Annotated in this window: 1 protein-coding gene; it reads left to right on the top strand. The window is 72.1% G+C overall.

Translation table 11 applies throughout. The features are described 5' to 3' along the window. On the top strand, positions 1–3,923 hold a 3,923-nt coding region (locus VN419_RS10015), incomplete at both ends, for a beta-ketoacyl synthase N-terminal-like domain-containing protein (RefSeq protein ID WP_325647053.1).

Here is a 3,923-nt window from a genome sequence, read left to right as displayed (position 1 = left end):
CGCATGTACCGCACCGGGGACCTTGGCCGCTGGCTGCCGGACGGCAGCATCGAGTACCTGGGCAGGAACGACGACCAGGTCAAGGTGCGCGGACACCGCATCGAGCTGGGCGAGGTGGAGGCGGCCCTCGGTCGTTGCGCGGGCGTGGCCCAGGCCGTGGTGCGGGCCTGCCGCGTGGGCGGGCACGACGCGCTGGAGGCCTTCCTGCTGCCGCGCGGGAATGCGGCGCCGACCCTGCGCGGCATTCGCGACGAATTGGCCGACATCCTGCCGGAGTATATGATTCCGGCGTTGTTCCACACCGTGGCCGAGATTCCCTTGAGCCCTTCCGGCAAGGCGGACCGCAAACGTCTCAAAGGGGCGCAGCTTGCGCCCGGCAGTTCCGCCGCCGCCGGGGTGGCGGAGGAAGGCGCCCTGCAGGGCGCGGTGGCCGCCCTTTGGCGGCGGGTGATGCCTGAGGTGGACGTGCGCGGCGCGGACCTGGGCTTTTTCGAGGCCGGGGGCAACTCGCTGCTCCTCGTGCAGCTGCACGCCCTGCTGGAGGAGCGCTGGCCCGGCGTGTTCACCCTGGCCAGCCTGTTCTCGGCGAGCAGCATCCGGGCCCAGGCGCAGCTCATTGAGCAAACAGGCCAGGCGAAGCAGGCGCACGGCGACGGGCGGCCGGTTTCCGCATCAGTCGCGCAGGACGCACCCGTGGCCATCATCGGCATGGCCGTGCGCATCGGCGACTACGAGGACACGGAGCGCTTCTGGGACGATCTGGCCGCTGGCGCTGACAAGAACGTGCCCCTGCCGGAAAAGCGCCAGCGCGAGGTGCGCCAGATCTTCGAGGCCGTGGGCTACGCCTTCGACGCCTCGAAGCTGCGCGAGGCCGCGTATCTTTCCGACATTTCGTCCTTTGACTGCAAGCGTTTCGGCATGTCTCCGGGCGACGCCAGCCTGTTCGACCCCAAACAGCGCGTGTTCCTGGAGGCCGCGCTGCGGGCCCTGGACGACGCGGGCTACGGCGGCGCGGCCCTTGAGGACGCCGCAGTGGGCGTCTTTGTGGGCGCAAGCCCGTACCGGCTGTTCCAGGACGCGGTGGGCAGGGCCTTCCCGGATCAGGCGGAGCAGATCTACCTGCTCAACGTGCCCTCCAACATGATGGCGCGCCTGAGCCACCTCAAGAACTGGAGCGGCCCCGCGGCCATGGTCGACACGGCCTGCTCCTCTGTGCTCAAGGCCGTGCACGACGCCTGCGCCAGCCTGCGCCGGGGTGAATGCTGCGTGGCGCTCGTGGGCGGGGCGCACACCATCGACCTGCCCATCAAGGCCGACAAGGCCTTCACCATCGAGGCCACCTCCGGCCGGACCAGGACCTTCGACGCCGAAGCCGACGGCGTGGGCGCGGGCGAGGGCGCGGCCGTGTTCGTGCTCAAGCGCCTTGACGACGCCCTGCGCGACCACGACGCCATCCGCTCGGTCATCGCGGGCAGCGCCGTGAACCAGGACGGCAGAGCCTCCAGCATCGCCGCGCCCAATCCGGATGCCCAGGCCGCGGTCATCGCCCAGGCGGCGGCGAACGCCAAGGTCTCCCTGGCGGACATCAGCTTCTTCGAAGCCCACGGCACGGCCACCATCCTCGGCGATCCGGTGGAGATAGAGGGCTTGAGCCGGGCCTTCGCCCAGACGGGAGCACGCCGGTTGGACAAGGCTCCCATCGGCTCCGTGAAGGGCAACCTGGGGCACCTGGACGCCGCCGCCGGGGCTGTGGGCCTGGCCAAGGCCGTGCTGTGCCTGGAGAAGGGCCTTGTGCCGCCGCAGCCGCATTTTACGCGGCCCAATCCGCACATCGATTTCGCCGCCGCCCCGGTGCGGGTGCCCCAGGCCCTTACCCCGCTGCCGCAGGCGGAGCGCCCCTGGCGCTGCGGCGTAAGCGCCTTCGGCCTGAGCGGCGTGAACACGCACGTCGTCGTCGCGGAGCATGCGCCAGCCGTGCTGCCCGAGGATGACGGCGCGTGGTTCTGCGTGCCTCTTTCCGCCCAGGACGAGCAGGGCTTGCGCGAATGCCGCCAGAGCCTGCGCAAGGCCCTGGCCCGCGACGAGGCCCTGCCTCTGCATGCCGTCGCCGCCACCCTGGCGACGGGCCGTGAACATCTGGAACTGCGCGCGGCCATCGTCGCGCAGTCCCGTCAGGAGTTGCTGGAGGCTCTCAACGAGGACGTCCCGGCCGTCTGCGCCGGGCGGCAGCGGCGCGGAACCGGTGAGGACGCTCCGGCCGCGTCCGCCGCCTGCGCCACGCGGGAACAGGCGGAGGCCGCGGCCCAGGCCTTCCTGAACGGGCAGGCGCTCGTCTGGCCCGCAGGCCGCCCCTTGCACCGGGCGCACCTGCCCGCCACGCCCCTGGCCCGCGTGCCGCTGTGGCCCAGGTTTGCGGAGAAATTCCTCTTTGGCCCCACGCGCACGCCCGCGGGCGATGCCTATGAAATCGGCATCGACCGGCCCGAGTTCTGGCCCGTGGCGGAGCACCGCCTGAACGGCGTGCCCACCCTTGTGGGCATGGCCATGCCGGACCTCATCGGCGGCGTTGCGGGCGGATTGCCGCTGCGCATTGCGGATTTGCGCTGGCGCAGGCCCGTGACCTCTGTTCCGGGCAGCCGGGCCACGCTGCTGGTGCAGGAGCGCGGCGAAGGCTTGTCCGTGGAAGTGCATCATTACGATGGCGCGGCGTGGAGCGTGGCGGCCAGCGCCGAAGTGCGGCCCCTCGCCCCGGCGCAGCCGCCCGCGCTGGATCTCGCCTCCCTGCGCCAAGGCCTGCGCGCCTTTGAAGCGCGGGGCGACCTGGGGCCGGTCAGCGTGGGCGAGCGCTGGCTCTGCCGCCAGGAGCTTCTGGTTTCCGGCGACGGCGGCCGCCTGCTGGCGCGGGTGGAGCTGCCCGAGGCCTTCCGGCACGACCTGCACAGCTTCCGCTGGCACCCGGCCATGCTGGACGTGGCCGCAAGCCTGGCCCTGCACGGCTTGTCCGGCTACGTGCCCGCCCGTTGCGCGGAACTGCGCCTGCACCGCCCGCTGCCCGCCCGCGTCCTGGCCCATGTGGAGATAACGGACAGGCAGCCCGGCATGGTCACGGCGCGCTGCACGGTCATGGACCCTGGCGGCAACGTGCTGGCCGAGCTGAACGGCATGCTGTTCCTCTCGCTCGCCCAGGCCCGGCCGGACGAGGCCAATGGTCAGGGCGATGGCCCGGGCAATGGCCTGGACGATGGCCAGGACGCCGCCGGAACGCGCCCGCTGCTCTACGCCGAGGACTGGGTGCCCTCCGGACCGCCGCTTGCGGCGCCGCCTTCGGAAGGCGCGTTCCTGCTGCTCGGCGCGGGCGGCGGAGCCCTTGGGGAAGCCCTGTCCGCGCGCGCCGGACTGAGGCGCGATCTGCCGGAGACGGACGCCGGACGCCAGGCCCTGGCCCAAGAGATCGCGCACGGCGAAATCCGCCACATCGTGCACCTGCCTTCGCCTGGCGATGCGACCTGGCCCTTCGCCAACCTGTTGCAGGAGATCTGCCGGGCCCGCCTGCGCAGTCCCTTGCGCGTCACCGCCGTGGCCGACGGCGGGCTCCTGAGCGTCGGTTCCGCGCCGGAACAGGCCCTCTTGCTGGGGCCCCTGTTGTGCCTGCCCCAGGAAGAACCGCTGATTTCAAGCGCCTACGTGGAGCTGGCGGCGCAGACGCCGGAAGCCCTGCGCACGCTCTTGGACGGCCTTGGCCGCCTGGACGGCCCCTGCGTCGTCGACGCGGACGGAAGCCTGCGCGTGCGCGGCCTTGCGCCCCTTGCTGCGTCCGCCGCCGCCTTCCCGGCCCTTTCGCCGGAGGCTTGCGTGGTCATCACCGGCGGGCTTGGCGGCATGGGGCTCACCCTGGCGGGACAGCTTGCCGCCGAGGGGGTCCG

This window comes from Humidesulfovibrio sp. (genome assembly GCF_035560995.1).
Classification (GTDB): domain Bacteria; phylum Desulfobacterota; class Desulfovibrionia; order Desulfovibrionales; family Desulfovibrionaceae; genus Humidesulfovibrio.
The sequence above is the reverse complement of the archived record's forward strand: the minus strand, read 5'-3'. Positions and strand labels throughout refer to the sequence as shown.